This window comes from Massilia sp. METH4 (genome assembly GCF_037094685.1).
In the GTDB taxonomy this organism is placed as follows: Bacteria; Pseudomonadota; Gammaproteobacteria; order Burkholderiales; family Burkholderiaceae_D; genus Rugamonas.
Genome location: NZ_CP146614.1, coordinates 6,239,779 through 6,264,798, shown reverse-complemented (window position 1 = coordinate 6,264,798; position 25,020 = coordinate 6,239,779). Strand labels below are relative to the sequence as shown.

Sequence of the window (25,020 nt, the reverse complement as noted above, 5' to 3'; positions counted from 1 at the left end):
TCCTGGACAGTACCGGTGGTGCCTGAGAAAAGCGGTGTCGCTTGGGAAAACCGGTGTCAGACACCTTTTCCGGAAGGGCGCCGGAAAAGGTGTCTGACACCGAGGCGGCTCGGACCAAGGCAGCTCAGCGCAAGCTCAGCAGCGAAACGACGCGATCCCGGTTGATGCCCACCAGCGCCGACGTCAATGCCAGCAGCGACTGGTAGCCCGGCTCGTTGGCAATGCGGGCGAAGCGCGTGGCCAGGTCTTCCACGCCGGCCACTTCGATATCGGGCATCGAGCGTTCCGCGCGCTGCGTGGCCGTGTTCAGCTCGCCGCGCACCTTGGCCAGCGCCTGCTCCACATGCGACAGCGCCTGCATCACTTGCTGCAGCGTGTCGCGCATCGACTCGATATCCTCGACGCCCCAGTTCTCCGGCATCACGGCGGGCTGTTCCGGCTCCGCCTTCAGCCGGCTCAGCTGGCCGGTGGGAAAGCGGATGCCGCTGCCCTGCACGGCGATCGCATCGCGGACGCCGGGCCAGTTGGCTTCATCCGTGGCAAACACCAGGTCGCCATTCTCGTTCGCGGAAACGCGCACGCCGACGGGGCCGAGCGCCTGGTCGAAGCGGTTGACGATTTCCTTGTCGGACAGCCCGGGCGACAGGTGTACGGAGCGCAATCCCTGCGCGCCGCCACCGACGGAAATGGCCAGCGTTTCCCGTGCGCCGTTGCGCAGGTTCGCCAGCGACATGCCGCGCACGGTAAAGCGCTGGCTCGACGGCTCCGAGCCGCTGTACTTGAGCTGAGCATCGAGCGAGCCGCCGGATACTTCGCGGCGGTTGCGCCACGTGTCCGCAAACTGGCGCACCTGCTGTTCGAGCTGGCCGTCGCGCATCTGGCGCGAAGCGAGCTTGGCGGCAAGGTCCGTCTTCAGCGAGCGCAGCTGTGCTGCCGTTTGTTCAAGGAAATCCACCGCCTGCTGGGCGCTGGAGATATCGTTCTGCAGGGGCTGGTCCCAGTTGCTCAGCCCGCGCCGCACGGGCGCGGCCTGGGTGGGGGGCGCGGCCGGCGCCCCCGGCGCCGGCCCGTTGGCCGACGTTTTTCCCTGGGCAGCGCCTGCCAGGCCGGCCTGGTCCAGCCCGGTCGTCGAACCCGACGTATCCTTGCTGATTCCGGCAGTGCTGGAGCGCTGTATGATTTGCATTGCGATGTGTTAAGACTTGGTCGGTTGAACTAAGGGATTACAGGACGTTGAAAAGAGAAAGATTGCTGATCTTGGAATACGACTGATACGTCGCCTGCAGGGCCATATTGTAGCCGGATAGTTCCGTGGCTGCGACACCGTAATCGAGCTGCCCCAGCTCGGTCAGCGCCGTCTTGTTCGACAGGCTCACGTTGGCATGGTTATCGTCGAGCGTGGCGAGCACGTTCTGCGCGCCGCCCAGCTTGGCCACCTTGCCGGCCAGCTGGTCCTGCGTGCTGCTGACCATCGTCATCGTCTCGCCGATCAGTGTGCGCAGTGCCGGGTCGGACGACGTGGTGGTCGTGGTGCGCAGCGCGTCGATGGCCTGGTTCATCTTGTTCAGCAGCCCTTCCAGCCCGCCGACATTGACGTTGACCGTTTGCGTGATGCCATTGCCGACCACCACCTTTTGCTCGCCAGCATTGCCGGCGTAGGCGTACGTGGTGCCGGTCACCGTGATCGGCGCCGTATTGGTCAGCGTGCCGGAGAACAGGTATTTGCCTTCCTGGTCGCGCGTGTTCGCCGTGTAGGCAATGCTGTCGCGCAGCGCCACCAGGCTGTCGACCATCGCCTTCAGGTCGTCCGGCGTATTGCTGGCGTCGGCCGCCCACACCATGATGTCGTGGACTTCGGTCAGGTCGCCGATCATGCCGGACAGGTAGCCTTCGTTCTTCGACAGGCGGATCTTCACCGCGTCGATGTTTTCGCGGTACTGCCCGATGATCGACTCTTCGCGCATCAGGCGCGACATGCGCACCGTGGCGATGGGATCGTCGGACGGCAGCATGACACGGTCGCCGGACGCCATCTGCTGGGTCAGGCGGGATACCGACGTCTGGTTCAGCTCGAGCGAGCGGGTCAGCGTGGCGTGGAACTGGGTGCTGGCGATACGCATTGCTTACTCCTTAGCCGAACATCGACAGGGTTGCGTCGAACAGGCTGTTCGCGACCGCCACGACCTTCATGTTGGCCTGGTACATGTTCTGGAACTCGACGAGGTTCATGGCTTCCTCGTCGCGGTTGACGCCGGACGTTGCCGCCCAGTCGTCTTCCGCCTGGCGGCGGATCGTCGTCGCCGTGTTCAGCAGCGACTTGTTTTGCTGGCTGTCGATGCCCAGCTTGCCGACCATCTGCGTGTCGGCATCGCCGATGATCACGGAGCCCACGGAGGGCAGGGTGATGGTCTGGTTCTTGATATCGACCAGCAGTTGCAGGTTGCCGGAGTCGCCCGGCGTGCCGTCGGAAGACAGGGCCAGGTCGTCGGCGGTATAGCCGGCCGCGAGGGACAGGATGCCGGTGGCGCCGGTACTGCTGATGTCGAACATCGGCTTGCCGGCATTGCCGGCGCCGTCCTTGCCGGCGGCCAGCTGCGTATTGATCTTCGTGGCCAGCTGGTCGGCCATCGAGACGATCGAGTCCTGCAGCGGTTTCAGGATGTTCTTTTCGAAGGCGCCCAGGCCGCCCAGCTGGCCGCCGATTGCCGCGTCATCCACGCCGTACACGGAACGGGCGAACGTCACCTGCATCTTCGGCGTACCGCTCGTGGTGTCGATGCCGAGCGTGGCGGCCTGGTTGCCCACCACCAGCGGCTGGCCGGACTTGAGCGATACCGCGCGGCTGCCATCGGGCTGTTCCAGCACCTCGATCGCGGCCAGGTCGGCCAGGCTGTCGATGGCCTGGTCGCGCTCGTCGATCAGGGCGGATACGTTGGTGCCGGTGGCGCCGGCGGCCGTGATGCGCTGGTTCAGCGAGGCGATGTTCGCCGTCAGCGTGCTGAACTTCGGCAGGATCGCCTCGCGCTGCTGCTGCACGGAAAGCTGCTGGTTGCGCGTGACCTGGTAGATGCTGTTGAAGCTTTCCGCCAGCGCGCCGGCCTGGGCCACCACCTGGCCGCGCAGCGGGGCCGACGTGGGTTCTTCGCCGACCGCGTTCAGCGCCTGGAAGAATTTGTCGACGCTGTACGACAGGCTCGACTTGCTGTCGCCCATCACCTGCTCCAGCTGGGTCAGGTAGGGTTGCTGCGTCGAGTACCGGCCCAGCTCGGAGTTGGCGCGCCACAGCTGCTGCGTCTTGTACGAGTCCGAGATGCGCAGCAGCCCGGCGACTTCCACGCCATTGCCGGCCTGCTTCGTGCCGATGCCGGGCGCGACGGCGGCCAGCAGCACGCCCTGGCGCGTATAGCCCTTGGTTTGCAGGTTGGCCACGTTCTGGCTGGCCGCGTTGAGCGCGGCCTGGGCGGCGACAGCGCCGGACAATGCGTTATTAATGATGGTCATGACTGATCCGTTCGAAGTGGATCCGCCAGGCGGGGCCTGGCGGATGACTTTCCCTTAACTTCACAAGGCGACGGCGAACCGTCCGCCATTAAGTCTTCGAGGAAATTTTTTGTGCCGGGGTGACGGGCGCAGCGGGCGCCGGGGCGGCCGGCAGCAATTGGCGCAGGATTGCATCGGCGATGCCGAAGGCGCGCTGGTTCGCCATCTGGTCGGCCACCATGTTGTCGGCCATGTCCAGCATGTCGCTGTTGATCGAGCTCTTGTAGATGCTGTCCTCGCCTGCCAGTTCCTTGGTGGAGCTGCGCATCTGCTTGAGCATGTGGCCGATGAAGAAGCTCTCGAACTTCACGGCCGCTTCGGTGGCCTTCTTCTTCAGCGCGGCGTCGGCCGGATCGGTCGCGGCCGGCGCCACCACCTGCGGCAGCGTGGAGCTGGTTTCGTTCAGGCCAAGGGCGCCACCAGCGGTGGTGGGAGCGGTGAACCGGGTATCCATCAGATCACCACCAGTTCGCCTTCGATCGCGCCGGCCTGGTCGAGCGCCTGCAGGATCGCCATGATGTCGTCCGGCGTGGCGCCCAGGCTGTTGACCGTGTCCACGATCGTCTGCAGCTTGGCGCCCGGCGGCCACTGGAACATGGGCCGGCCGCTCTGGTCCACCGACACGTTCGATTGCGGCGTGACCGCGGTCTGGCCGCCCGCGAAGGCGTTCGGCTGGCTGACCTTGGAGCTTTCCGAGATCACCACTTTCAGCGAGCCGTGCGTGACGGCAGCCGCCTTGACGCGCAAGCCTTCGGCGATCACCACGGTGCCGGTGCGCGAATTGAAGACCACGCGCGCGTTTTGCTGGCCTGCCTCGATCGGGATGCCTTCCAGCTTGGCCATGAAGGCCACGCGCTGGGTCGGGTTTTCCGGCGCCACCACGGAAACGCTGGTTGCGTCTTCGGTCGTGGCGATGTTGCCGAATTTCTTGTTGATCGAGTCCACGATATTGGTCGCCGTCTCGAAGCTGGGGCGCTTCAGCGACAGGCGCACCGTGCCGTTGGTCGAAAAATCGGTCGGGATTTCGCGCTCGATCATGGCGCCGTTCGGAATGCGGCCGGCGGTCGGCGTGTTCACCGTCACCGAAGAACCGCTCTTGCCGGCGGCGGACAGGCCGCCCACCACCACATTGCCCTGGGCGAGCGCATACACTTCATTGTCGGCCGCGCGCAGGGGCGTCAGCAGCAGGGCGCCGCCGCGCAGCGACTTCGCATCGCCCAGCGAGGACACCGTGACATCGATCGGCTGGCCGCGGCGGTAGCCGGGCGGGAACACGGCCGACACCATCACGGCGGCCACGTTCTTGCTTTTCGCATCGGCACCGTCCGGCATCTTCACGCCGAACTGCTTGAGCATGTTGACGACCGACTGGCTGGCGAACTTCACCTGCGTGGAGTCGCCGCTGCCGTTCAGGCCGACCACGAGGCCGTAGCCGACCAGCGGGTTTTCCCGCACGCCTTCGATCGCCACCAGGTTGCGCAGGGACTGGGCCGCCTGCGCGGGCATCGCGGCCAGCACGAGGGCACCGGCAGCCATCAGCGAAGCAAACAGTTTTTTCATGGATGACCTCAGAACGGCATCAGGGGGCCGAGGAAGAAGCGCTGCAGCCAGCCCGGCGTGTTGGTGTCGGCCAGCGTGCCCTGCGCCGAGTAGGCGATGCGCGCGTTGGCGATGCGTTGCGACGACACCACGTTGTTGGCGTCGATGTCGGCGGCGCGCAGGTAGCCGCGCAGGCGAACGAATTCCTCGCCCTGGTTCAAGGTAAGCGCCTTTTCGCCGGCGACCTTCAACAGGCCGTTCGGCATCACTTCCTGTACCACCACGGTGATCGCGCCGGTCAGCGCGTTCTGCTGGGTGGATTGGGCGTCGCCCTGGAACGAGTGGCCGGCCGACAGGTCGATGCCGCCCTTGCCGAACGTCTTGCCCAACAGGCCAGGCGGCGTGACGGAAATGCCCGAGTCCTTGCCCAGCTTGGTGCCCGCGCTCTTCGATGCCTGGGTGGTTTCCTGCAGCATCACGGTCACCACGTCACCGACGCGGAAGGCGCGGCTGTCCGACGTGAGGGACAGCCCGCTGTCGACGGCGAACACGCCGCCGGCCGAGCCGCGCGGGGCGGCCGAACGCACCTGCGGCGGTTCGTCGAACGGACCGGGACGGACGGCGGGCGGGGCGAGGGAGGAGGCGCAACCGGCCAGCAGCATCGCGGCCATTGCGCACAGTTGCGCTTTGATCATCAGACTCGAAACCTTCGTGTAAGTGAAAGAAATCAACGGGCCGCGGCGGCCAGGTACTGCAGCATGTTGTCGGCGGCCGACAGCACCTTCGTGTTCATTTCGTAGGTACGCTGGGCGGCGATCATGTCGACCATCTCTTCGACGACCTGCACGTTCGAGGCTTCCAGCGCGCCCTGCTTGAGCTTGCCGAACTGGGCGTCGCCCGGGCGGCCTTCGGTCGGCGCGCCGGAAGAGGCGGTTTCGGCGAACAGGTTCTCGCCCAGCGCCTGCAGGCCGGCCGGGTTGATGAAGCTGGTCAGGGTCAGCTGGCCCAGTTCCGTCGGCTGCGTATTGCCGGGAATGGTGGCCGTGACGGTGCCGTTCTCGCCGATCGTGATCGCGGTGGCGTTGGGCGGCACGGTGATCTGCGGCACCAGCGGCAAGCCCTGCGCATTGATCAGCACGCCGTTCGCATCCAGGCCCAGCTGGCCGGCGCGGGTGAAGGCGGCTTCGCCGTTCGGGCGGCGTACCTGCATGAAGCCGTTGCCCATCACGGCCACGTCGTACTGGTTGCTGGTGATCTGGGTGCTGCCGGTGGTGAACACCTTCTGGGTGCCGACCATGTGGGTACCGTTACCCAGCTGCACGCCGGTCGGCGCCAGCGTGTTGTTGTCGGCGCGCTGCGCGCCCGGCTGGCCTTCGACCGAGTAGAACAGGTCTTCGAAGACCACGCGGTCCTTCTTGAAGCCGACCGTGTTCGCGTTGGCGAGGTTGTTGGCGATGGCTTGCAGCTTGGCATCCTGCGCCTGCACGCCGGTCTTGCTGATCCACATTGCTGGATTCATACGATACTCCTGGGTGGGGAATTCTTGGGAAAACCGGTGACAGGCACCTATTTTTTTGGAATGTTTCCGGACAACCGGTGCCTGTCACCGGTTTTTCTGGAATACGGCAATCCGCGCGGCAACTTTAGTGCCGCACGGAATTTATTTAGGCGCCGCCGACGAGGCGGTTGCCGGCCTGGGTCATGTCGTCCGCGGCCTTGAACAGTTTCATCTGCACTTCGAAGGTGCGGGTCAGGCTCATCGTGGCGACCATCTCTTCCACGGCCGACACGTTCGAGCCTTCCAGGTGGCCGGGGCGCACCTGGACCGTGTTGTCGGTCATCAGCGGCTGGCCGTCGCGCGAGACGATCAGGCCCGCTTCGTTCTTGGTCAACTCGCTCGCTTCGGCGCGGACCAGCTTGAGCTTGTCGATGACCTGCATCTCGCCGCGGCCGCCCGGGCTCTGGATCGACACGGTGCCGTCCTGGCCGATCTCGACCTTGCTGTGGATCGGCAGCGTGATCGGGCCGCCTTCGCCCAGGATCGCCATGCCGTTGACGGTCATGGTGCCATCCTGGTCCAGCGTGATCGCGCCGGCACGGGTGTAGGCTTCACCGGTCGGGCCTTCGACGGCGAAGTAGCCGCCGCCCGAAATCGCCACGTCCAGCTCGCGGCCGGTGGGGCGCAGCGTGCCTTGCTTGCCCGAGATCGCGTTGGCCTGCAAGGTGGCCATGTGGCGATCGTCGTAGCCGTAGCCGGGAGCGGCCTGGGCGGTCGCCAGTTCCAGGTTGGCCCTGAAACCGGTCGTGTCCATGTTCGCGAGGTTGTTGGCGTGTACCTGCTGGCCCCGCAGGGCCCGCTCGGCACCGCTCATCGCGGTATAGATCAGCGCATCCATTCAGCTCTGCCCTTACATTGCCTGCATCAGCGACTGCAGCATCTGGTTCTCGGTGGTGATCACCTTCGAGTTCGCCTGGTAATTGCGCTGCGAACCCATCAGGCCTACCAGCTCCGACGTGATATCCACGTTCGAGCCTTCCAGGGTGGCGGTCGACAGGGCGCCGGCCACGCTCGCGCCCGGGTTGTCCAGGCTCACGGTGCCGACGTCGGCGCCGTTCGCGGTCCAGCTGGTGTCGCTCACCGGGATCAGCGCATCCTCGTTGGAGAACGTGGCCAGCTTGATCTGGCCCACGGCCTGCTGTTCGCCGTTCGAATACTTGGCAATCACCTTGCCGTCCGACGCCAGTTCCACGCCCACGTACTGGCCGGTCGTGTAGCCGTCGGCGATGTTGACCGACGTGGTGGCTTCGCCGGCCTGGAAGGTCGTGCCTTCATAGTCGAGCTTGATGGCCACCTCGGCGGCCGGGGCCGGCGTGAAGCGCATGTCCAGCGTGGCCGGGTTGTTCAGCAGCTTGCCGGCGGAATCGAAGTTGAGCTCGATGTTGGTGCCCGAGGTCGGGGCCTGGCCGTCGACCAGCGTGTACACCCTCACATTGTTCTGCGCGTCGTCGCTACGGGCGAAGTACTGGCTCACGGTGTGGCTCTTGCCCTGGCTGTCATAGGCCAGCGTCACCTTCGTCATGTTGTAGCTGGCCGGATCCGGATTGGTCGGATCGAACGCCACGGCCGGCTTCTTCCAGTCGGCCGACAGGTTGGCCGAGAAGTCGATCGCGGTCGTCGCCTTCGCTTGCAGCGTCTGGGTCGGCACCTTGATGTCGCCCGGCACGCCGTCCGATTCCACGCCCGGGGTCAGCTGGTTGCCCTGCACGCGGCGGCCGGCGCTGTCGACCAGGTAGTCCGAGCCGTCCTTCGTGAAGATGCCCACGCGGCTGTACACGGTTTCGCCCGAGCCGGTCTTGCTGACGAAGAAGCCGCGGCCGTTGATCGACGCATCCAGCGAACGGCCGGTGGACAGCACGCCGCCCGTCAGGCCGATGTTCTGCGTGGTCGAGCCGACCTGCACGCCGGTCGCCTGGGTGCCGGCGTACATCGACGCGAAGTTGGCGCGCTGGGCCTTGTAGCCGTAGGTGCTGGCGTTGGCGATGTTGTTCGAAATGCTGTTCAGCTGCTCGTTGACGGCCTGGATGCCGGACAGTGCGATATTGAAGCTCATGACGGGTCCTTGTTACAAAGTGGAGGTGGCGGCGCCGGCAGCGGCGACAGCGGTGGAGTTGGATTTACCGTTGAATGCGGTAATTGCGCTCGGTGCCACTTCGCCCACGTTGGCGATGTTCAGCACAATGCTGCCGTTCGAGCCCAGGCGCACACTGTTCAGGCGGCCGGCGATATCGACCGGCGGGTTTTCGCCCGAAGAAGTGACGACCTGCATCTTGTAGTTACCCGCCGGCAAGCCCATCGCCGTCGGATCGATCGAGAATGGCGTGCTGCCCGCGGCAAACGGGCCCATCGCCAGTTCATGGGCGACGCCGTCGGCGCCGGTCAGCACCAGCGTCGTCTTGCTGCTGTTCGCGCCCAGCGTGACCGCGCCATTGACCTTGGCGCCGTCGAGCTGCACCGAGGTGGCGCTCGTCATCACTTCCGAGCCCACCTGGGCGCCCAGGCCCAGCACCTGCATGCTTTGCAGCACGCTGGCATTGTTGCTGGTCAGCGAAGCCAGGTTCTGCAGCGCTTCCGTCTGCGACAGCTGGGTCAGCTGCTGCACGAACTGCGACGGGTCGGACGGCGACAGCGGATCCTGGTTCTGGATCTGCGCCACCAGGAGCTTGGTGAACATCTCCTGGCTTTCGCTGCCTTTGGCGCCATTCGCCGCCGGGGTGCCACCGGTGGCAGCAGTATTGGCCGCCGCGCTGGCCGGGGTGGTAAAGAGGTTGGTTTCCATGATCAGCCTTCGCCCAGTTTCAACAGGGATTGCTGCATGCCGCGGATACGGCCCAGCACTTCGACATTCGTTTCAAAGGCGCGCGAGGCGGACATCATGTCCGTCATCTCCGCCACCTGGTTGACGTTCGGGTAGAACACCATGCCGTCGGCATTGGCCAGGGGATTGTCCGGCTCGAACACCTTGCGCAGCGGTTCGGCGCTCTCGACCACGTCGAGCACTTGCACGCGGCCGGCGGCTTCGGCGTTCGGGCCTTCGTTCATCACGGCGGCAAACACGGGTTTGCGCGCGCGGTAGGTATCGTTTTCGTTGCCGGAAACGGAATCGGCGTTGGCCAGGTTCGATGCGACCGTATTCAGGCGCACCGTCTGTGCGGCCATCGCGGAACCTGCAATCTGGGAAATGTCCTTGAAACTCATTGATGCTCCTGCTGGGCTGACTGGGCGGTTATCGACGCGCCGCTGGCTTTCTGAATGACAAACTCACCATTACTGGCGGAAATTTTCTTCAACCGTGCCAATCGGCCGCATTACTGACCGTTGATCGCCTTGGCCAGGCCGCGCAGCTTCATGTTGACGAAGGTGAGGCTGGTCTGGAAATCGGTCGCGTTCTGCGAGAAGGCGGCCTGCTCGACGCCGATTTCGACGGTGTTGCCGTCCGTCGTCGGGTGGAAGGGCACGCGGTACAGCGGGTCGCTGTCGCTCAGCAACGAGAGGCCGCCCTGGTCTTCCGACTGCCGCTGCGCCATCGAGGCGGCGAAGTCGATATCCTGGGCCTGGAAGCCCGGCGTGTTTTCGTTGGCGATGTTCGAGGCGAGGATGCGGGTACGTTCCGCCCGCAGGTGAAGCGCGTCGGCGCTGGCGCCCAGTGCTTCCTTGAAGTTGATTCCCATTGATTCCTCCTGTGAGACGAGCCGCCTTACGCGGCGGCGGCGGGGCTGCCCATGTAAAATGGCGGCCGGCTGGCATGAAACATTGCAGCCACCTTCATCGAATGAAACCAAAGCTTGAGGTGTTGCCCATGTTCAACAAACGCATTGTAACCCGGATCGTCTCGCTGTTGCTCATCGGCACCATCAAGTTTTCGGCGGCAGCAACAGTGACGCCCGAGCGGCTTGTCGCCCAGGTACAACAGGCGGCACAGGAACAGTTGAAAAGGCATGCCGAGCTGGCAAATTGGGCCGAGCCCCAATTCACGGTCGAGGTTGTGCGAAATACCAGGCCCATCGGTCCCTGCGCGCAGCCGCCCAGAGTGGAGCCGGCCGATGTGCGCACCCCGGCGCGCATGCGCTTCGTGGCGATTTGTCCAGACCAGGGAGGCTGGCGTTATGAATTCGTCACGCGCGCGAAGATTTCCGCGAAGGTGGCCGTTGCGGCAAATGACTTGTCAACAGGTAAGATTCTCTCCGCCGAGGATGTGTTGCTGGAGCGCCACGATATCAGCGGCATGCCGGACAGTTTCTCGGATTTGACGGCCGTGCAGGACATGGCAACGCGCCGCACCATCCGTGCCGGCGACGTGCTCCGGCAAAACATGCTCGTCGCACCCACGCTCGTGAAACGGGGCGACGCGGTGCGCATCGTGGCCAAGTCCGACCAGATCGAAGTGAGCATGGCCGGCGAAGCGCTCGACGGCGGAGGGCGGGGCGCCACGATCCGGGTCAAGAATGCCAGCGGCGTGACGATTCGCGCCCGCGTGACGGAAATGGGCCAGGTCGAGCCGGCCGATTGATTGCGCATTCGAAAGTCATATTTCCCTTGTAGAACAGTGGCTTGGAGCGAGGTCAAGCCTGCTTCCGGTAGGGCTTTTGCTCAGCGGTTCGCCTGCTAAGTTGGATGCGAATGCCGTAGCGATCGCAGCCGCGGTTCCGGCATCGACTTTCGGGGAGAACCACATGAAATCGCTCACACAGCGACTGGCCGCGGCGGCGGCCATCCTTGTCTTTGCCGTGTCCTTCAACGCCCATGCCGCCATCGGCGACGCCAGCGTGGACGATGTCACGCTCGACGGCCAGCCAGCCGACGCTTTTGCCTACCAGGCTGGCTGGAACCCGCATGCCGGGCCGAACGGGGACACGAGCGGCTTCGGCACCACGTTCGATGCCTATGGCACGGGCGAATTCGAATTGCTCGACAGGGCCGACCTGAATGAGGGCTTCGCCAACACGGGTACCCTGACCTTCACGATCACGGGCACCGATGGCGACGGCGGCCAATGGACCGTCACCAACACGAGCGCCCTGGATATCATCACGCTCGACCTCGTGTTCGCGCTGCATGCCGGCAACCAGGGTGGCGCGTGGCTGTTCGACAACCAAATCATCATGCCCGGCGAAACGTTGCAAGGGGATTGGCGCATCGAGTGGACGGTGGGGGCGGGCAACACGCCGGATTACTCGAACGTGACGATCTTCGGGCGCGATATCGTGACGACGCCGATTCCGGAGCCGGGCACCTACGCGATGCTGCTGGCGGGGCTGTTCGTCACGGGTGCGGCAATGCGGTGGAAGGGCCGCGCCTGATCAACGGAGCTTGGCGGCGGAGGGCCATGCTTCGCCGCCAGGCGCCAGAGTGAGTTAGCCGCCCGACCGGGGAATTGCATGTACCCTGGGTTTTCTTCCATCGCTTCTGGCCAAGTATCGCCATTCGGATCGCGCCAAAAATGATTCCGTCGGATCCGAATAATGCCGAGCGGCTGCTCCCGCCACGATCGCTGCCGTTCAGTCCACGGCATACGCGGCTTACAGCGTCCTCAACCTTCATCATTGAGCGCCACTGCCGCAGACAAGTTCTCCAGCACGCCCAGCTGCGCAAAAAGAACCGAAGCCAGGTTATAGCAACGGAACAGGGCAACCTTGCCTTCCTCGATGACAAACACATCGCAGCACGGCACTTCGATCTTGCGATGGGTGGGCGCAATCCGGCCGTGGGATAACACCAGCTCGCCCTCGTGCGTCCCGTTCAGAGTCAGCTCGACAACGATGGTATTGCCGTGTTCGATGAAGCGCCCCAGTTCCCGGTGCATGTCCGGAAATGCCGCGGCATAGAGTGCGACAGGCTTGCCGGTGTCCTTGCCCCTGAAGGTGGCACCGGACGACATGTCCACGAAAAGCCCGTCATCGCCGAACAGATCGGCAAACGCGGCAAAGTCCTTGTCCTCGGCTACCTGGTACAGCCTGCGGATGATGCGTTCATTTTCGCTCATGAGATTCCTCCTGAAAACAGCCATTCTAGGGTGGTGCTTTCGGATAGACTAGTACCTACCTAAAGGTAAGTGGAGTCGTGATGGAACCGATTTGCGGCCTCGATGTGGCCCTGCATTACGTTGGCGGAAAATGGAAACCGATCCTGCTGTTTCACCTGCATTCGGCGCCGCGCCGGTTCGGTGAGCTCAAGCGCCTGGTGGACGGTATCAGCGAGAAGGTACTGATCCAGCAACTGCGCGACCTGGTGCAGCACGGGATCGTGACACGGCACGACTTCCAGGAAGTGCCGCCCAGGGTGGAATATACGATTACCGATTTCGGCCAAAGCTTGGCACTGGCACTGCAGCCATTGTGTGACTGGGGCAATGCCAACCGTGTCCCCCGCGGCGAACTGGATCGCGTCCTACACCCGTAGCCGCTCCAGGACTATCGTTGAAAGACTGCTGCCCATCTACCATTGCCCCATGGTTCATCACAACGGAGGACAGCATGTCGATGCAAAGCGAAAGCAAGGACGACAAGGGACGTAATCAGCAGAGCACGGGTGACGGGACGAGGGACGGTACCGCCGGCGCTGGCACCGATGGCACCGGCGATATCGGCGCCACGGTGGGGCAGGGCGTGAACCAGGGCAGCCAGCAGTCCGGCCAGCAATCGAGCCAGCAGAGCACGATGCCGCCCAGCGAGACCGATGACGACCAGTATGACCAGGGCACCGTGCAGCAAGCGCGCTGAGCGGACCCATTGAAAAGGCGCTGACAGCGACCGGATCCAGAAGTTCCGTGATTAGGGGAAGCCTAGCGTCCGCGAACAGCGCCATTAAAAAAGCGGGCCTCGGCCCGCTTCCTGTCGAGACGTTACCGCCTCAATACTCGGTCCGCGCAATCTTCGCGGCCAGCTGCGTCAGCTTCTGCGCATAGGCCGGGTCGGTGGCATAACCGCCGCGCGCCAGGCCGGTGGCGAACGCGTGCGCATCGCTGCCGGCGTTCAAGGCCTTCTGGTAGCGCGGGTTAGAAGCCAGCAGTTCGGCATAGTCGCGGAAGGCGGTGGCCTGGTCCGGATAGCTGCGGAACTTCTCGACCTTCTTCACGGCCGCGCCATGCTCGTACTCGGTGGTGAGGTTGGCGGCGACATCGCCCTGCCAGGAACCGCCCGCCTTGATGCCGAACAGGTTGTTGGTGTCCACCGTGCCGTTGCGCAAGGGGCGCTGGCCCCAGCCCGATTCCAGCGCGGCGTGGGCGGCCACGATGTCCGGCGAGACGCCCAGCCGGGCGGCGGCCGCTTCGGCATGGGGGCGGATCGTGGCGAGGAAACGCTGCTGGGCATCGCCGTCGATGCCGTTGCCGTCGTCGACGGCGGTACCCGCTTCCGTCCCGCCGATCGCCTGGCTGGCCAGGCGGGCACGCAGCGCGGCGCCGTCGGCGGTGAGGGGCGTGTCCGGACCGGACAGCGACGCGCCGCCACCTTGGGCGATGAAGGTCGCCACGTCGGCCTGCACGGACTGGAAGGCCGCCGAGAAGCCGCTGCCGCCGCTCGAAAACGCGGCGGGCAAGGCCGGGCGCGTCGCCGTCATGTTCGACACGGTCGGCGCGGTGGCCTGGGTGGGCAGGGTGGAGAACGTCATGTCAGGCCGGCTCGTAGGTCTGGTTGTCGCCATGCAGCACGCGCTGCATGATCGTGTATTGTTCGGCGAGCAATTCGCCATTGCGTTTGCCGGCATCCTTTGCCGCCAGCACCATGCGCTCGAGCGCCTGCCAGTCCGCTTCCAGGCGGGTGCGCGCTTCCGGGCGCAGCAGCGCGAACACTTGCGTCATCGACGGGTTCGCGCCCGTCAACCGCGTGGCGAGTTCCACGCGCGCGGCGCGCCGCGTTTCCATCGTGTCGACCAGCGCGCCGATCTCGGCAGCCAGCTGGCCCAGCTCTTCCTGCTGGTGGCGGATCGCCGCGTAAAACTGCCGTTCCAGCAGGTCGAGCAGGGTGCGGTAAGCCGCCATGTCGTCGGCCACGCCCTGCAGCAATTGCGTCATCGCCTGCTGCCGGCTGGCACTACGTACCGCTGCATCCACTTCATTGACCCCCGTGGAAGCGCTGGATCACGCCGGCCAGCTTGCCGGCGTTGAACGGCAGCTCGCCCTTGGCGAGCGCGTCGCGCAGCATCGCCACCTTTTCGTGGTCGAAGTCGGGCAACTCCTTCATCGCCTGCATGGCAGGCTGGAGCACCGAGGATTGCAGGGCTGCGCTGGCCGCCGGGGCGGCAGCCTTCGGCGCCTCCGCCGCGGCGGTTTCCGTGACGGTCTGGACGGGCATCACGCCCGGGGTCCCACTGGAGATTCGCATACGTTGGCCTCTTGCCTTGGTTTGAATTGCCATGTCCGTTACCTTCCGCCCGGCAGCATCTGCTCGCGCAGCCGCTTCAATTCGCTCGTATCCGGCATTTCCGCTTCGACTTGCGGAGCGATCGACTCGGTATTGCCCGGCATGCCGAACATGGAAGCGACCGCGCTGGCCTGGTTGCTCGTCAGGATCAGCAGTTCGATGCGGCGGTTCACGCCAGCCGTGGCATGCTTCTTGTCGAGTGGTGCGCGGTCGGCCATGCCGACCACCTGCAGCACGCTGTCGGCCGGCATGCTGCCGGCGAGCAGTTGAGCCCGCGCGGACATGGCGCGGTTCGACGACAGGTTCCAGTTGGAGAAGGCGGCGTGGCTCGTGTCCTGGTACTGCAACGAGTCCGTGTGCCCCACGATCAGCATCTGGTTCTTCATGCGTGCAAACAAGGGTCCCATTTTACGCATTAGCGACTGGAATTTCCCGGTTGGAATCGCACTGCCGCGCACAAACATGCCTTGCTTGTCGGTATCGTGCAACATGACACGAAGGCCATACGGCGTGATCACCGACTGCAGATTGCTCTTCAGTCCAGCATCCTGGCTCATCTGTTGCAGCGCCTTGGCGAGCTGGGCCAGGTCATCGCGCGTTTCGTAGGCCACCTTCGACGGCGCCTGTTGCGGATTCTGCTGGGTGCTTTGCTCTTCCTTGCCCTGCACGTCGGAATTGCCGGTGCGGGGCATGGGGAAGCGTTCGATCAGGCTGCCGCGCGGACCGCCGACCTGTTCCGGCATCACGCCCTTGCCCTGGTCGGTCTTGTTGCCGTCGGCCTGGGTGAGGATCTGTTGCAGGCTCTCGGTGTTGCGCGCCGCCATCAGCCACAGCACCAGGAACAGGCACATCAGCGCCAGGCAGAAGTCCGCGAAGGCCACCTTCCACGCGCCGCCATGGTCGTCGTGCGCGTGCTTGCCGCCGCCACGCTTGACGATGGTGGTTTCATGGTGCTTGTCATGCGGCTTTTGCACGGCCACCTCCGCTTTCACCGCTTTCCATCGCATTGATCCAGCTTTCCAGCTGGGCAAAGCTCGGCTTCGTGTTCAGTTGCACCAGGCGGCGGCCGGCGTCGATCGCCAGCAGGGCCGGTTTGCCTGCCACGTGGGTCACCAGCACCACCTTCACCGATTCCAGCGCGCCCGCTTCCTCGCCCACCAGCTGCTTGAGCATATTGCAGATCGGGTCGATCAGGCCGTAGCACAGGAAGATGCCGATGAAGGTACCCACCATGGCGGCGCCGACCTTCTCGGCGATCTCGCCCGAGGAGGCGCCGCCGCCCACGGTACCCATCGTGATCACGATGCCCAGCACGGCCGCCAGAATGCCGAAGCCCGGCATCGCCTCGCCGATCTTGCCCAGCGACTTGGCCGGCTGCGTCAATTCCTCGTGGATCAGTTCCAGTTCCTGGTCCAGCACGCCTTCCAGCTCGTGCGCGTTGATCTTGCCCATGGCCATCAGGCGGAAGTTGTCGACGATGAACGCCAGCAGCTTCGGCTCTTCCAGCACGGCCGGGTAGCGCTGGAAGATCGGGCTGTCCTTCGGTGCTTCCACGTGCGCGTCCAGCGCCTTCAGGCCGCCGGCCGCCAGTTGCAGCAGTTCGTACATCAGCAGCAGCAGCTGGCGCTGGAATTCCGAATCGTACTTCTTGCGCACGATGATTTTCTTCAGCTGGTGCGACAGTTCGTGCAGGATGTGGCCGGGATTGCCCAGCACCAGCGCGCCGGCGCCGGCGCCCGCGATCACCAGGATCTCGATCGGGTGCCAGATGGCGGCGAACGTGCCGCCCATCAGCATGTAGCCGCCGAACACGCTGCCGAAAATAATGATGAGGCCAACGATTTGCTGCATGGTGTATTCCCTTTCTTGTGGTGCCGGCGGGTTAACCCTGCAGCACGGCTTTCATCTTGTTCAGTGCCGCCTTGTTCAGCTGGCACACACGCGCATCCGTCAGGTCCAGCACGGCGGCGATTTCCTTGTAGCTGAGCTCGAATTCGTAGTACATCTGCACCACGCGCTGCTCGCGTTCGTTCAAGCCGTTCAAGGCCTGTTCCAGGCTGCGCCGCACCATCAGCTGCTCTTCCGGGCTCGGTGCGCTGCCGGCGCTGCCTTCGGCGGCGCCTTCCTGCAGCATGTCGTCGAAACTGGCCATCACCTCGGCGTTTTCATCGAGCTGGTAAGCCATGTATTCCTCGGCCGTGATGCCCAGGCTGGCGGCGGCCTCGGCTTCGGTCGGCTCGCGGCCCAGCTTGCGGGTGAGGGCACGCACGCCGTCGCGCAGCTTGTGGCTTTGCTGGCGCACCGCACGCGGGCGCCAATCCTGCCGGCGCAGCTCGTCCAGGATCGCCCCGCGTACGCGCAGACTGGCGAAACTGCCGAACGCCGCATCCGGTTCGCCGTAGCGCCGCAGCGCTTCGAGCAGGCCCATCAGGCCGATCTGTTCCATGTCTTCGCGGTCGATCGCGCCGCCGACCTGCGAATTGAGCTGGCGCACGATGCGCTTGACCAGCGGCGCATACGCGGTCAGGTGCTTTTGCTCGTCCTTGGCGGACATGGGCTGCGCGCCGGCCCGCACTTCATAACTTTCGCCATAGCTTTCGCCGTAGCTCTCGGCATAGCCGCCGCCGTAATTCCCGGCGGAGGATTCGGTTGCTGCATATACCATGGGGCTGGCTTCCTTATTCCAGGATCAGCTTGCCGATCATGACTTCCTTGAACGGCTGCTCGCGCTCGTCTTTTTCGTACTCTTCCTCGAACGCCTTGTTCAGCGCCTCGGCGTATTCATCGATCGTCATCGCCTGCGCCTTGTCCATCGGCAGCGAAGACAGCGTGCGCACGGCCACGCTGCGCAGCAGCGGCAGGTGCTCCTTGGCATCTTTCTCCTTCTTCACCGGCACGGCCACCACGAGGTCGGCGGACAGGTAGTGCGGCACCGTCTCGTTGGGCGAGCGGCGCAGCATCACGATGACCTTTTCGACCGTCAGGTACTTCATCGGGCCGGCTTCTTCCTCGTCGTCTTCCTTCTTCTTTTTCTTGGTTTTCTTGTCGCCATCGTGCTTGTCGGCCTCCGCAGCCTCGCCCTTCGGCGGTGCCAGGAAGTACACGGCGGCCCCCGCGCCGCCGGCGCAGATGAGGGCCACGGCCACGATGATGATGATCAGCTTCTTGTTCATTTACGTCTTACTCCCGCAGCATGGCGAAGGTGGTGTTGGTTTCATCGCCCTCGTTCAGCGCGCGGCCGGGGCCGCGTTGCTCAGCTTCCCGCTCGGGCTGGCGGCCGCGGCCTTCGCTGTCGGCGAAGGAGCGCGATGAAGCTTGCGAAACCGTCACCGCCACATCGCCGTACTGGCGCTGCGACAGGTCCTGGCGCATCGAATCGCCCACCGCGTTCAGCTGGCGCACGACTTCGCCGTGCGTGGCCGACATGCTGACGTGCAGCGCGCCGGCGGTCTGGCGGATCGAGATCTCGATGCTGCCCAAGTTGGGCGGCTCAAGGCGGATAACGGCTTGATCGTTCCCTTTCTGAAGGGTAACTTGCAAACGATCGCCCAACGCCGCGCGCAGCGGTTGCTGCCACTGCTCCGGCGCGCCGGCCAGCTTCACCGTATCGGCCGGCGCGGCCGCACCGGCGACCGGCGCCGAGGCAGCCATCACGCCGCGGAACGTTGCGCCATTGTCGCCTTGCGGCTGGCTGCCCTGGCCATCGGTGCCGGCCTGGGTGGAGCCATCCTGCGCGGCCAGCAGGGTTGCCGTCGCGGCCGCCTGCGTGGCCGTGCCGCCAGCGGCATTGCCGGCCGTGGGCGCAGCCTGGCGCACGTCGGCGCCGGCCTTCGGCAGCGCGGCTTCGCCGGCCGCGGGCAGCATGCCCTGCAGCAGGCGCGCGGCCAGCGGCGTGGCGGCGACATTCGCCGTGATGGCGTCGGCGGCGGCCTGGCGCGCGCCGGCGGCATCCGCGACGAGGAACGCTGCCCCGCGCGGTTGCGCAGCAGCCTCGGCCTGGGCGGTGCCCTTGGCCACGGCCAGCGCGGCCGGGGCCTGCGCCACAGCGAAATGCACGACCGGCATCATGGCGGCCAGCCCCATGTCGACAGGCTGCGCACCCGACTGCCCGGCCGCTTCACCGTCCAGCGCCTCGCCGGTGGCGGCCGGGGCAGCCGTTTCGGCAGCCGCACCGGTGGGCACGGCCAGGCCGGCAACGTCCAGCAGCTGGGAGAACAGCGCGGGCATGCCCGCGCCGTCGGCCGTGACACCAGGCGTACCTTCCGCGGCGGAAGAGGAAGCAATGGCGGCGCCGCCCATGGCAGCGCCAGGCAGCGCGTTTTGCGCCGCGGCCGCGCCACCCGGCGCGGAAGGGATATTGATCATCATGAATTGGTTCCAGCGAAATCATTGTCGAGGGCGTAAGCGAGCCAGCCCTCTTTATGCGTATTCATCTGCTGCAGCTGCTTGCCCAGTTCGCAGTTGGCCGCGCGCACTTTCTGCATGGCGTCCCGGTGCTGCTGGCGCAGGGCAACCAGGGCCGAGCGTTCGCCCGCCGTCCAGATGCCCTGGGCGGCCAGTACGGGCAGGATGGCAGCCAGCTGCGCATCGAGCGCACCCAGCTCCTTCCAGTCGGCCGCGGCCGTGGCGGCCGCGACCTGCTGCGCCAGGCGCAGCAACTGCTGTTGCCTAGCCATGCTTGGCCTGTACGCCAAGCCAGCCTTGCTTGATCGTCGTCAGCAGGGCGACGACTTCGTCGATGATGGTGGGGTCCAGATCCATCCCGGCGCGGTACAGCCGCGCCACGCAATAGTCGTACAGGCGGCCCAGGTTGGCGACGACTTCGCCGCCATTGTCGAAGTCCAGCGAACTGGACAGGCCGTTGATGATTTGCGTGCACTTGTCCAGGCTGATCGCTTTCTGCTCATAGCGCCGCCCGACGATATGGCCGCGCGCGCGCGCCAGCTCTTCCAGCAAGCCATCGGTCAACACGAGCACCAGCTCGACCGGCGAGGCACGCGCGGTTTGCGCATCCAGGTTGGTCGCGTGGTATTCGCCATAAGCATCGAGATTCATCATGTGGTCACCATAAAGACTGTTGGGGCCCGTCAGTCGTCGTCCTTGGACAGCAGGGCATCGAAAATATTGGAATTGCCTTCCATCTGCGACTGCAGCGCCTGCAGGTTCGAGAACTGGTTCAGGTAGCGCATGTAAGCCGATTCATACTGCTGGTCGAGGCGCGCCTGGCGCACCAGCAGGGAACTCTGCAGGTCCGCCACCACCTCGCGGCGCTTGGCGATCTGGCCGTCGGTCGAGTCGGTCCAGACGTTGAGCAGCTTGTCCAGGTCGCCCATGACGCCGCTCGGCGCGGAAAGGCTGTTGTTGCCCATGATCGCGTCCAGCGCGTCCGGGCTCTTGGCCAGCATCTTGTTCAGGCGCGTCGTGTCCAGCGACAGCGTGCCGTCGCGGTTGCCAGTGATGCCGAAGTGCACCAGCGACACGCCGCCCACTTCCTGGCGCAGCATCGCCTGCATGCGCGTGCGCAGGGCGGTAATGCCCGAGTCCGCATGGAACACGCCCGGTTCGGTGCCGTCGGTCACGCTGCCGGAAGCCGTCAGCGTCTTCAGCGTGTTGACGAGCTTGTTCCAGCCGTCCACGAAGCTCTGCAGGTTGGCGGCGGTGCCGCCATTGTCGGACGCCACCGTCAGGGTCACCGGTGCTTCGCCGGGGGCCTGCGCCTTGGTGAACGTCATCGACACGCCATCGACGGCCGTGTACGTATTGGACGCCTGCTGCATCTTGGTGCCGGTTGCCTTGTCGCCCAGATAGATGACGGCGTCCTGCGCGGTCACCAGGTCCTTGCGCTTGGTCGGGTCGGAGAGGGCGGTGCGCAGCGCGCCCGCCGGCAGGCCGCTGGCATCGATCGACACCGTGTTGGTGGCACCCGTCTCGTTGGCCGACATGACCAGCGTCGGCACGCCGCCGATCGTCATCGTCGACGCCGTGACCTTCGAGGTATTGCCGCTGGCGGCATTGATCGCGCCGGCCAGTTCCTTCACGGACAGGATGCCGTCGCCGCTCTTGTCGGCCTGGGTCAGGTCGACGGCGAAGGTGGTGCTGCCCACGGTCACGTTCATCGTGCCGGCTTCCGACATCGGCGTCGTGTCGGCGATCCCGCTGTACTGCGCCTGGTTGGCGGTGGCCAGCTTCTCGACGTAGAACGAGTAGCTGCCCGCCGTCGCAGTGGCGCTGGCCGTTGCCGTGCCTACGGCCCCGCTGAACGTGGCGGTCGTGGCCAGCACCGTCTTTTTCGTCGACAGGCTCGACATCACGGTCTCGAATGCCGACATGGCCGACTTCAGCGTCGTCAGCCCCTTGTCCGTCGCGGTCGCGGTGGCATTTTGCTGCGTGAGCATGGACTGGCGATCCTGGATCGAAATCGTCGCCAGCTGGGTCGCGGTGGTCTTCGGGTCGTACGTCGGGAAATTGAGCGCCATTTTAATGCTCCTGGGAAATTATGGACAGTGTACTTGGGTACAGGCGACCAAAGTACGTTCGCCATGAAATTTATTTCCGTATGGATCTATTTTTCGCTCAATTTTGGGACCGAAGCCACACTTGCGTTGCCAGGTCATCATGCACTTTGCGTTCTTGCACCGCGCCCTTGTGTGCCAGCGCCTGCTTGTTCTTTTCCAGCACTTGGCCCAGCACCTCGCATTTCACGTAAGCCTGGTTCAGCGCCTTTTGCGAGACGGCCATGTCGGCCTCGTGCATGGTGAGGTCGAGCCGGTGGCTGTCGGCCATCGCCAGCACGGCCTGCTTGTAGTTGCCGCAATTGGCGGCCAGCGCGATCGGCAGGCTGCCGGAGGCGCCGCTGTTGACCGCCAGGCTGTGCAGGCGGTCGAGGTTTTTCTTGTAACGCTCGGCCGTTGCCTGCTTTTCCGCCTGCGCGGCCTGCAGCTTTTCCAGTTGGGTATTGCGCAGTGCCACGAGCGAGGTCAGGTTCTGGATCAGCAGCCGGTCGGTCATTTCATCAGCCTTTCAAGATTTTCCACGCAGCCGGTATACGGCGCGTCTTCCTTCGTGCCCTGGCACAGGAATGCTTCGATATGCGGGTGCAACTGCACGGCGCGGTCGGTCACCGGATCGGCGCCCGGCACGTAGGCGCCCAGCGGGATCAGGTCGCGCACGCGGTCGTGCTTGGCCATCGCGGCCTTCAGCGCGCGCGCCGCCTGCATGTGGTCCTTCGTGATGATGCCGTTCATGCAGCGGCTGATCGACTGGCCGATATCGATGGCCGGGTAGTGGCCGCGTTCGGCCAGCGCGCGCGTCAGCACGATATGGCCATCCAGGATCGCCCGCGCCGTGTCGACGACGGGGTCCTGCTGGTCGTCGCCCTCGGCCAGCACGGTATAGATCGCGCTCATCGAGCCTTCCTCGTGTTCGCCGTTGCCGGCCGATTCGACCAGCTGCGGCAGGTTCGAGAACACCGATGGCGGATAGCCCTTGGTGGCCGGCGGCTCGCCCAGGGCGAGGGCCACCTCGCGCAGCGCCATCGCATAGCGCGTCAGCGAGTCCACCAGCAGCAGCACGTTCTTGCCCTGGTCGCGGTAATGGGCCGCGATGGTATGGCACAGCTCGGTTGCCATCACGCGCATCATCGGCGATTCGTCCGCCGGCGCGATCACCAGCACGGCTTTCTTCAAGCCCTCGGCGCCCAGCGACAGGTCGATGAACTCGCGCACCTCGCGCGAACGTTCGCCGATCAGGCCCACCACGACCACGTCGGCCACGGTCTGCCGCGTCATGATGCCCAGCAGCACCGACTTGCCGACGCCGGAACCGGCCATCAGGCCCACGCGCTGGCCCTTGCCCAGCGTGAGCATGGAGTTGATGGCACGCACGCCCACGTCCAGCGGTTCGTGCACGGGCTTTTTCTTCAACGGATTGACGTAGGGCGGATGCATGTCCAGCTCGTGCTCGCCGGTCAGCTTGCCCTTGCCGTCGATCGGTTCGCCCAGGCCGTTGACCATGCGGCCCAGCCAGCCCGTGCCGATCTTCAGCGTGGCCTTTTCCTGCGAGGGCAGCACGCGGGCGCCGGTCTGCAGGCCGGTCGCCTTCTTGAACGGCATCAGGTAGGACACCTTGTCGCGAAAGCCCACCACCTGGCCTTCCAGCCACTGCCCGTCCACCGTTTCGATGCGGGCGCGCTGGCCCGTGTGCAGCGGGCAACCGACCACTTCGAGCAGCAGCCCGGAGGCACCGACCAGCCGGCCGGTGGGCGTGGCCATCGGCACGGCATCCAGTTCCAGCTTGCGCAGTGCGTCTGCAATCATTCGTCGGTCTCGTCTTCATCGCCGCCATCGGCGGCCTGCAATTGTCGATCCACCTGTTCCATCACGGCGGCCAGGCGCTGCGTGCAGCCGGCGTCGACTTCGTTGTCGCCGGCGCGGATGCGGCATTCGCCCGCATCCAGGCTGGCATCGGCGATCAGGTTCCAGCGCTTGGCGCGCTTCGGATCCAGTTCCGACACCCGCTTCAATTCTTCCGGGTTCAGGTAGACATCGATGTCTTCGCGCGTCGGCGGCATCGAAGCGATCGTTTCATCGACCAGCGCCATGATCTGCACGGGCTGCAGTGCCAGCTCGGCGCGGATCACGGAACGGGCCACCTTCGCGACCAGGTCCACCACTTCCTTGCGCTGCGCGGCGCGGTAGTCGCTGCGCAGTTTCTTCAGGCTCTTCAGCATCGCGTCGATCGGGCGGGCCAGTTCGTCCAGCGCCACCGCGGTTTCGGCGCGGCCTTCCTCGCGGCCGGTGGCGATGCCCTGCACGCGCCCGGCCTCGTAGCCTTCCTCCTGGCCGCGCTGCAGGCCGATCTCGTAGCCGTCGCGCTGGCCCTGTTCGAACCCCTCGCTGATCGAGGCTTGCCACGCCGCCGGATCGGGCGTCGTGCCGTTACCATGCGCCGGCGGCGTATGGTGCGACAGCGGCGGGAACCGATAAGGGCGGAATTGCTTCATTCGACCACCGTCTCGGCGAACAGCTGCACCTCGACTTCGCCGGAATCGGCCAGTGCCTTGACGGTGGCCATGATTTCCGAACGGGCCGCCTCGATGCGCGACATCGGCACCGGGCCGGCGCGGCGCATCATGTCCTCGAATGCCTGCGCCTGGCGCTTCGGCATCGTCCTGAGCACCGCGTCGCGGATCGACGGCTCGGCACCCTTCAGGGCGATGGCCCACTGCTCCAGCGGCACTTCCTCGATCAGGCGCGACAGCACGGCTTCGGTCTGCGAGGCCAGGATCAGGAAGTCGTACATCGACAGTTCGATCTGTTCCACGATCGACGGATCGTGGGCACGCAGCAGCTCCACCACCTGGGCGCGGTTGCCTGGCAGGCGGTTCAGGATCTCGGCCACCTGCTTGACGCCTTCGATGCTGGTGCTCTGCATGTCGAACGAGGCCAGGCAACGGTCCACCAGCTCATCGAGCTCGGCCAGCAGATCGCGGTCGATCTCGTCCAGGCGCGCCAGGGAGAGCAGCACCAGGTCGCGGCCCTCGACGGGCAGGCCGTCGACGATCTGGCCGGCCAGCGCCGGCGGCAGGAAGGACAGGAATACGGCCTGGATGCGCACGTGCTCGTTGGCGATGTAGTCGGCCAGCCACTTCGGCGAGGCCCACTGCAGGCGCGCCATTTTCGGGCGCAGCTCGTCGCCGTAGATATTGTTCAGCACCGTGTTGGCGATGTCGCCGCCCAGGGCCAGGTCCAGCGAGCGCTTCAGGTACTGGCGCGAGGCGCCGTGCACGCCCGACTGCTGGCGGTAGTCGTCGAAGAAGGTCTGGATCGCGCTCTTCACGGCTTCGACCTTGATGCCGCTCATGCGCGACATGACCTGGGTCACTTCCAGCAATTCCTCGCGGGACAGGCAGCGCAGCACGGCCGCCGCCTGTTCCTCGCCGATCGACAGCAGCACGATGGCGGCTTGCTCGACCGGGGTCAGCGTTGCACCCTCGGGTGCCAGATCGTTCAGATTCACGTTCAT

32 protein-coding genes are annotated in these 25,020 nt (G+C 65.2%); 4 read left to right on the top strand and 28 right to left on the bottom strand.

Annotation, left to right across the window (positions count from 1 at the left end; all coding sequences use genetic code 11):
• Window positions 1-124: 124 nt before the first annotated feature.
• The 12 genes from V6Z91_RS27350 to flgB all read right to left on the bottom strand — a co-directional run bounded on the left by V6Z91_RS27350 (window position 125) and on the right by flgB (window position 10,308).
• Complete coding sequence (locus V6Z91_RS27350; RefSeq protein WP_338763772.1) at window positions 125-1,186, bottom strand: hypothetical protein; 1,062 nt, start codon at window positions 1,184-1,186, stop codon at window positions 125-127.
• A gap of 37 nt (window positions 1,187-1,223) precedes the next feature.
• Entirely contained in the window at window positions 1,224-2,120 is an 897-nt protein-coding gene (gene flgL, locus V6Z91_RS27345; protein WP_338763769.1) for a flagellar hook-associated protein FlgL, read from the bottom strand.
• A gap of 10 nt (window positions 2,121-2,130) precedes the next feature.
• Window positions 2,131-3,501, bottom strand: a complete 1,371-nt coding sequence (gene flgK, locus V6Z91_RS27340) for a flagellar hook-associated protein FlgK (RefSeq protein WP_338763767.1) — start codon at window positions 3,499-3,501, stop codon at window positions 2,131-2,133.
• Window positions 3,502-3,589: 88 nt separating this feature from the next.
• Window positions 3,590-3,994 carry a rod-binding protein gene (locus V6Z91_RS27335; RefSeq protein ID WP_338763764.1) on the bottom strand — a complete coding sequence of 135 codons (405 nt, stop codon included), beginning with the start codon at window positions 3,992-3,994 and terminating at the stop codon, window positions 3,590-3,592.
• Window positions 3,994-5,100: a flagellar basal body P-ring protein FlgI gene (locus tag V6Z91_RS27330; RefSeq protein ID WP_338763761.1), complete on the bottom strand. Its 1,107-nt coding sequence runs from the start codon at window positions 5,098-5,100 to the stop codon at window positions 3,994-3,996. Before V6Z91_RS27330 ends, V6Z91_RS27335 begins: the two co-directional genes overlap by 1 nt.
• A gap of 8 nt (window positions 5,101-5,108) precedes the next feature.
• A complete protein-coding gene (gene flgH / locus V6Z91_RS27325) occupies window positions 5,109-5,774 on the bottom strand; it encodes a flagellar basal body L-ring protein FlgH (RefSeq protein WP_338763759.1) in 666 nt (221 codons plus the stop codon).
• A 32-nt stretch (window positions 5,775-5,806) separates the two neighbouring features.
• Window positions 5,807-6,598, bottom strand: coding sequence for a flagellar basal-body rod protein FlgG (flgG, locus tag V6Z91_RS27320; protein ID WP_338763757.1), 792 nt, complete (start codon window positions 6,596-6,598; stop codon window positions 5,807-5,809).
• A 145-nt stretch (window positions 6,599-6,743) separates the two neighbouring features.
• Window positions 6,744-7,475 carry a flagellar basal body rod protein FlgF gene (flgF, locus tag V6Z91_RS27315; protein WP_338763755.1) on the bottom strand — a complete coding sequence of 244 codons (732 nt, stop codon included), beginning with the start codon at window positions 7,473-7,475 and terminating at the stop codon, window positions 6,744-6,746.
• A 12-nt stretch (window positions 7,476-7,487) separates the two neighbouring features.
• A complete protein-coding gene (locus V6Z91_RS27310; RefSeq protein WP_338763752.1) occupies window positions 7,488-8,690 on the bottom strand; it encodes a flagellar hook-basal body complex protein in 1,203 nt (400 codons plus the stop codon).
• Between the two features lie 12 nt (window positions 8,691-8,702).
• On the bottom strand, window positions 8,703-9,416 hold the full coding sequence (locus V6Z91_RS27305; protein ID WP_338763749.1) for a flagellar hook capping FlgD N-terminal domain-containing protein: 714 nt from the start codon (window positions 9,414-9,416) through the stop codon (window positions 8,703-8,705).
• 2 nt (window positions 9,417-9,418) lie between these two features.
• Window positions 9,419-9,835: a flagellar basal body rod protein FlgC gene (gene flgC, locus V6Z91_RS27300; protein WP_338763746.1), complete on the bottom strand. Its 417-nt coding sequence runs from the start codon at window positions 9,833-9,835 to the stop codon at window positions 9,419-9,421.
• A gap of 110 nt (window positions 9,836-9,945) precedes the next feature.
• Complete coding sequence (flgB, locus tag V6Z91_RS27295) at window positions 9,946-10,308, bottom strand: flagellar basal body rod protein FlgB (RefSeq protein WP_338763743.1); 363 nt, start codon at window positions 10,306-10,308, stop codon at window positions 9,946-9,948.
• Window positions 10,309-10,436: 128 nt separating this feature from the next.
• On the opposite strand from flgB, the gene flgA reads away from it, so the two are divergent.
• Together flgA and V6Z91_RS27285 are read left to right on the top strand one after the other, a co-directional pair.
• Window positions 10,437-11,147, top strand: coding sequence for a flagellar basal body P-ring formation chaperone FlgA (gene flgA, locus V6Z91_RS27290; RefSeq protein ID WP_338763741.1), 711 nt, complete (start codon window positions 10,437-10,439; stop codon window positions 11,145-11,147).
• 163 nt (window positions 11,148-11,310) lie between these two features.
• Entirely contained in the window at window positions 11,311-11,937 is a 627-nt protein-coding gene (locus V6Z91_RS27285; protein WP_338763739.1) for a PEP-CTERM sorting domain-containing protein, read from the top strand.
• A gap of 230 nt (window positions 11,938-12,167) precedes the next feature.
• Here the strand turns inward: V6Z91_RS27285 and V6Z91_RS27280 are convergent, their stop codons facing one another.
• Window positions 12,168-12,620: a nuclear transport factor 2 family protein gene (locus V6Z91_RS27280; RefSeq protein ID WP_338763737.1), complete on the bottom strand. Its 453-nt coding sequence runs from the start codon at window positions 12,618-12,620 to the stop codon at window positions 12,168-12,170.
• A gap of 80 nt (window positions 12,621-12,700) precedes the next feature.
• Between V6Z91_RS27280 and V6Z91_RS27275 the strand changes: the two genes are divergently transcribed.
• Window positions 12,701-13,036 carry a helix-turn-helix domain-containing protein gene (locus tag V6Z91_RS27275; protein WP_338763734.1) on the top strand — a complete coding sequence of 112 codons (336 nt, stop codon included), beginning with the start codon at window positions 12,701-12,703 and terminating at the stop codon, window positions 13,034-13,036.
• 74 nt (window positions 13,037-13,110) lie between these two features.
• On the top strand, window positions 13,111-13,356 hold the full coding sequence (locus V6Z91_RS27270) for a hypothetical protein (protein ID WP_338763732.1): 246 nt from the start codon (window positions 13,111-13,113) through the stop codon (window positions 13,354-13,356).
• Window positions 13,357-13,486: 130 nt separating this feature from the next.
• Here the strand turns inward: V6Z91_RS27270 and V6Z91_RS27265 are convergent, their stop codons facing one another.
• From V6Z91_RS27265 to V6Z91_RS27195, 15 genes are all read right to left on the bottom strand, one after another.
• A complete protein-coding gene (locus V6Z91_RS27265; protein ID WP_338763729.1) occupies window positions 13,487-14,245 on the bottom strand; it encodes a glucosaminidase domain-containing protein in 759 nt (252 codons plus the stop codon).
• A gap of 1 nt (window position 14,246) precedes the next feature.
• A complete protein-coding gene (gene flgN, locus V6Z91_RS27260) occupies window positions 14,247-14,648 on the bottom strand; it encodes a flagellar export chaperone FlgN (protein WP_338763726.1) in 402 nt (133 codons plus the stop codon).
• Between the two features lie 40 nt (window positions 14,649-14,688).
• Window positions 14,689-14,958, bottom strand: coding sequence for a flagellar biosynthesis anti-sigma factor FlgM (flgM, locus tag V6Z91_RS27255; protein WP_338763723.1), 270 nt, complete (start codon window positions 14,956-14,958; stop codon window positions 14,689-14,691).
• A gap of 38 nt (window positions 14,959-14,996) precedes the next feature.
• Window positions 14,997-15,971: a flagellar motor protein MotB gene (locus V6Z91_RS27250; RefSeq protein ID WP_338763720.1), complete on the bottom strand. Its 975-nt coding sequence runs from the start codon at window positions 15,969-15,971 to the stop codon at window positions 14,997-14,999.
• Complete coding sequence (gene motA / locus V6Z91_RS27245) at window positions 15,955-16,848, bottom strand: flagellar motor stator protein MotA (RefSeq protein ID WP_338763718.1); 894 nt, start codon at window positions 16,846-16,848, stop codon at window positions 15,955-15,957. The genes V6Z91_RS27250 and motA overlap by 17 nt, the downstream gene beginning before the upstream one ends.
• Before the next feature lie 31 nt (window positions 16,849-16,879).
• Window positions 16,880-17,551: a FliA/WhiG family RNA polymerase sigma factor gene (locus tag V6Z91_RS27240; protein ID WP_338772078.1), complete on the bottom strand. Its 672-nt coding sequence runs from the start codon at window positions 17,549-17,551 to the stop codon at window positions 16,880-16,882.
• 124 nt (window positions 17,552-17,675) lie between these two features.
• Window positions 17,676-18,170 (bottom strand): flagellar basal body-associated FliL family protein, encoded by a 495-nt coding sequence (locus V6Z91_RS27235; protein WP_338763716.1) that lies wholly within the window; start codon window positions 18,168-18,170, stop codon window positions 17,676-17,678.
• Window positions 18,171-18,177: 7 nt separating this feature from the next.
• Complete coding sequence (locus tag V6Z91_RS27230) at window positions 18,178-19,365, bottom strand: flagellar hook-length control protein FliK (RefSeq protein WP_338763713.1); 1,188 nt, start codon at window positions 19,363-19,365, stop codon at window positions 18,178-18,180.
• Window positions 19,362-19,673: a hypothetical protein gene (locus tag V6Z91_RS27225; protein ID WP_338763711.1), complete on the bottom strand. Its 312-nt coding sequence runs from the start codon at window positions 19,671-19,673 to the stop codon at window positions 19,362-19,364. The genes V6Z91_RS27230 and V6Z91_RS27225 overlap by 4 nt, the downstream gene beginning before the upstream one ends.
• The gene (gene fliS, locus V6Z91_RS27220) at window positions 19,666-20,055 is read right to left on the bottom strand and encodes a flagellar export chaperone FliS (RefSeq protein ID WP_338763708.1); all 390 of its coding nucleotides are present in this window, start codon (window positions 20,053-20,055) and stop codon (window positions 19,666-19,668) included. Before fliS ends, V6Z91_RS27225 begins: the two co-directional genes overlap by 8 nt.
• A gap of 29 nt (window positions 20,056-20,084) precedes the next feature.
• Complete coding sequence (fliD, locus tag V6Z91_RS27215) at window positions 20,085-21,473, bottom strand: flagellar filament capping protein FliD (RefSeq protein ID WP_338763705.1); 1,389 nt, start codon at window positions 21,471-21,473, stop codon at window positions 20,085-20,087.
• Between the two features lie 97 nt (window positions 21,474-21,570).
• Window positions 21,571-22,005, bottom strand: coding sequence for a flagellar export protein FliJ (locus tag V6Z91_RS27210; protein ID WP_338763702.1), 435 nt, complete (start codon window positions 22,003-22,005; stop codon window positions 21,571-21,573).
• A complete protein-coding gene (gene fliI / locus V6Z91_RS27205; protein ID WP_338763699.1) occupies window positions 22,002-23,312 on the bottom strand; it encodes a flagellar protein export ATPase FliI in 1,311 nt (436 codons plus the stop codon). The genes V6Z91_RS27210 and fliI overlap by 4 nt, the downstream gene beginning before the upstream one ends.
• Window positions 23,309-23,998: a flagellar assembly protein FliH gene (gene fliH / locus V6Z91_RS27200; RefSeq protein WP_338763696.1), complete on the bottom strand. Its 690-nt coding sequence runs from the start codon at window positions 23,996-23,998 to the stop codon at window positions 23,309-23,311. The genes fliI and fliH overlap by 4 nt, the downstream gene beginning before the upstream one ends.
• Window positions 23,995-25,020: a flagellar motor switch protein FliG gene (locus tag V6Z91_RS27195; RefSeq protein WP_338763693.1), complete on the bottom strand. Its 1,026-nt coding sequence runs from the start codon at window positions 25,018-25,020 to the stop codon at window positions 23,995-23,997. The genes fliH and V6Z91_RS27195 overlap by 4 nt, the downstream gene beginning before the upstream one ends.

Bases quoted from the DNA above. Each gene is read 5' to 3' on its own strand.
- V6Z91_RS27195 (WP_338763693.1), bottom strand. From the start codon at position 25,020: ATGAACGTGAATCTGAACGATCTGGCACCCGAGGGTGCAACGCTGACC.
- V6Z91_RS27275 (WP_338763734.1), top strand. From the start codon at position 12,701: ATGGAACCGATTTGCGGCCTCGATGTGGCCCTGCATTACGTTGGCGGA.
- V6Z91_RS27285 (WP_338763739.1), top strand. From the start codon at position 11,311: ATGAAATCGCTCACACAGCGACTGGCCGCGGCGGCGGCCATCCTTGTC.
- V6Z91_RS27230 (WP_338763713.1), bottom strand. From the start codon at position 19,365: ATGATGATCAATATCCCTTCCGCGCCGGGTGGCGCGGCCGCGGCGCAA.
- V6Z91_RS27210 (WP_338763702.1), bottom strand. From the start codon at position 22,005: ATGACCGACCGGCTGCTGATCCAGAACCTGACCTCGCTCGTGGCACTG.
- flgB (WP_338763743.1), bottom strand. From the start codon at position 10,308: ATGGGAATCAACTTCAAGGAAGCACTGGGCGCCAGCGCCGACGCGCTT.
- V6Z91_RS27305 (WP_338763749.1), bottom strand. From the start codon at position 9,416: ATGGAAACCAACCTCTTTACCACCCCGGCCAGCGCGGCGGCCAATACT.
- flgL (WP_338763769.1), bottom strand. From the start codon at position 2,120: ATGCGTATCGCCAGCACCCAGTTCCACGCCACGCTGACCCGCTCGCTC.
- flgG (WP_338763757.1), bottom strand. From the start codon at position 6,598: ATGAATCCAGCAATGTGGATCAGCAAGACCGGCGTGCAGGCGCAGGAT.
- motA (WP_338763718.1), bottom strand. From the start codon at position 16,848: ATGCAGCAAATCGTTGGCCTCATCATTATTTTCGGCAGCGTGTTCGGC.
- V6Z91_RS27335 (WP_338763764.1), bottom strand. From the start codon at position 3,994: ATGGATACCCGGTTCACCGCTCCCACCACCGCTGGTGGCGCCCTTGGC.
- flgM (WP_338763723.1), bottom strand. From the start codon at position 14,958: ATGCGAATCTCCAGTGGGACCCCGGGCGTGATGCCCGTCCAGACCGTC.
- flgK (WP_338763767.1), bottom strand. From the start codon at position 3,501: ATGACCATCATTAATAACGCATTGTCCGGCGCTGTCGCCGCCCAGGCC.
- flgA (WP_338763741.1), top strand. From the start codon at position 10,437: ATGTTCAACAAACGCATTGTAACCCGGATCGTCTCGCTGTTGCTCATC.
- V6Z91_RS27280 (WP_338763737.1), bottom strand. From the start codon at position 12,620: ATGAGCGAAAATGAACGCATCATCCGCAGGCTGTACCAGGTAGCCGAG.
- flgN (WP_338763726.1), bottom strand. From the start codon at position 14,648: ATGACGCAATTGCTGCAGGGCGTGGCCGACGACATGGCGGCTTACCGC.
- V6Z91_RS27350 (WP_338763772.1), bottom strand. From the start codon at position 1,186: ATGCAAATCATACAGCGCTCCAGCACTGCCGGAATCAGCAAGGATACG.
- fliI (WP_338763699.1), bottom strand. From the start codon at position 23,312: ATGATTGCAGACGCACTGCGCAAGCTGGAACTGGATGCCGTGCCGATG.
- V6Z91_RS27240 (WP_338772078.1), bottom strand. From the start codon at position 17,551: ATGTCCGCCAAGGACGAGCAAAAGCACCTGACCGCGTATGCGCCGCTG.
- V6Z91_RS27225 (WP_338763711.1), bottom strand. From the start codon at position 19,673: ATGGCTAGGCAACAGCAGTTGCTGCGCCTGGCGCAGCAGGTCGCGGCC.
- V6Z91_RS27265 (WP_338763729.1), bottom strand. From the start codon at position 14,245: ATGACGTTCTCCACCCTGCCCACCCAGGCCACCGCGCCGACCGTGTCG.
- V6Z91_RS27330 (WP_338763761.1), bottom strand. From the start codon at position 5,100: ATGAAAAAACTGTTTGCTTCGCTGATGGCTGCCGGTGCCCTCGTGCTG.
- fliH (WP_338763696.1), bottom strand. From the start codon at position 23,998: ATGAAGCAATTCCGCCCTTATCGGTTCCCGCCGCTGTCGCACCATACG.
- fliD (WP_338763705.1), bottom strand. From the start codon at position 21,473: ATGGCGCTCAATTTCCCGACGTACGACCCGAAGACCACCGCGACCCAG.
- fliS (WP_338763708.1), bottom strand. From the start codon at position 20,055: ATGATGAATCTCGATGCTTATGGCGAATACCACGCGACCAACCTGGAT.
- flgH (WP_338763759.1), bottom strand. From the start codon at position 5,774: ATGATCAAAGCGCAACTGTGCGCAATGGCCGCGATGCTGCTGGCCGGT.
- flgF (WP_338763755.1), bottom strand. From the start codon at position 7,475: ATGGATGCGCTGATCTATACCGCGATGAGCGGTGCCGAGCGGGCCCTG.
- V6Z91_RS27270 (WP_338763732.1), top strand. From the start codon at position 13,111: ATGTCGATGCAAAGCGAAAGCAAGGACGACAAGGGACGTAATCAGCAG.
- V6Z91_RS27310 (WP_338763752.1), bottom strand. From the start codon at position 8,690: ATGAGCTTCAATATCGCACTGTCCGGCATCCAGGCCGTCAACGAGCAG.
- flgC (WP_338763746.1), bottom strand. From the start codon at position 9,835: ATGAGTTTCAAGGACATTTCCCAGATTGCAGGTTCCGCGATGGCCGCA.
- V6Z91_RS27235 (WP_338763716.1), bottom strand. From the start codon at position 18,170: ATGAACAAGAAGCTGATCATCATCATCGTGGCCGTGGCCCTCATCTGC.